The sequence below is a fragment of the Rhizobacter sp. P2_H2 genome (genome assembly GCF_056403375.1).
In genome coordinates this window covers 1-1,178 of sequence record NZ_JBFUFP010001385.1, presented here as the reverse complement: position 1 = coordinate 1,178, position 1,178 = coordinate 1, and the positions used below count along the sequence as shown (strand labels likewise).

Annotated in this window: 2 protein-coding genes; both read left to right on the top strand. The window is 71.9% G+C overall.

The features are described 5' to 3' along the window. Positions 1–687, top strand: a 687-nt coding sequence (locus AC1D15_RS33295) for an AMP-binding protein (protein WP_477829433.1), incomplete at its 5' end; no start/stop codon positions are given. A gap of 91 nt (positions 688–778) precedes the next feature. Then, positions 779–1,178 (top strand): universal stress protein (locus tag AC1D15_RS33290; protein WP_477829432.1); only part of this gene is annotated, 400 nt, incomplete at its 3' end.

Sequence of the window (1,178 nt, the reverse complement as noted above, 5' to 3'; positions counted from 1 at the left end):
GTGCTGCAGGGCTACGGCATGACCGAGACCTCGCCGGTGGTCGCCGCCAACACGCTGGCACACAACGACCCGGCCACCGTCGGCACCGCGCTGCAGGGCGTCGAGCTGCGCGTGGGCGAGAACCGCGAGCTGCAGGTGCGCGGCCCGAACGTGATGAAGGGCTACTGGAAGCGCCCGGAAGACAGCGCCCGCGCGTTCACCGACGACGGCTGGCTGCGCACCGGCGACCAGGCCTCGATCGACGATGTCGGGCGGGTGCGCATCCTCGGGCGCATCAAGGAGATCATCGTCACCTCCACCGGCGAGAAGATCGCGCCGGCCGACCTCGAGCTCGCGATCGCCGCCGACCCGCTGTTCAGCCAGGTGTTCGTGCTCGGCGAGAACCGGCCGTTCATCGCCGCGGTGGCGGTGCTGGAGCGCACGCAGTGGCAGGCGTTCGCGCAGGCGCTCGGCGTCGATCCGGCACGGCCCGGGAGCCTGAACCTGCCGGCGGTGCAGCAGGCCGCGCTGCAGCGCATCGCGCAGCAGGCCGCGGCGTTCCCGCGCTACGGCGTGCCGCGCGCGGTGTGGCTGAGCCTGGATCCGTGGACGGTCGAGAACAGCCTGATGACGCCGACGTTGAAGCTCAAGCGGCACAACCTGATGGCGCGCTTCGAGCAGGAGATCGAGGGGCTGTACCGCCGCTGACGACCGGCGCTGACCTGGATCAAGCCCGCGCGGCGGCGGGTTTCCCACACTATCGCGGTGGCAGTTCGCCACGCCACCCGGGAGACCCGTCATGTACCAACGCATTCTCGTGCCGATCGACGGCAGCGCCACCTCGATGCGCGGCCTGGACGAAGCGATCCGCCTGGCCAAGCTGACCGGCGGCCAGATCCGCCTGTTGAACCTGGTCGAGGATCCGACGATGAGCGCCGGCTACGCCAGCTTCGGCGCCTATGCCGGCGAGGTGCTGCCGATGCTGCGCCAGGCCGGCGAGGAAGTCCTCGAGAAGGGCCGCGCCACCGCGCTCGCCGCCGGCGTCGCCGTGGACTCGCAGCTGTTCGAGGGCCTGGCCACGCGGCTGGCCGATGCGGTCGAGCAGGAGGCGCGCCGCTGGGGCGCCGACCTGGTCGTGCTCGGCACGCACGGCCGCCGCGGCGCGAGCCGCTTCTTCCTCGGCAGCGATGCCGAGCAGG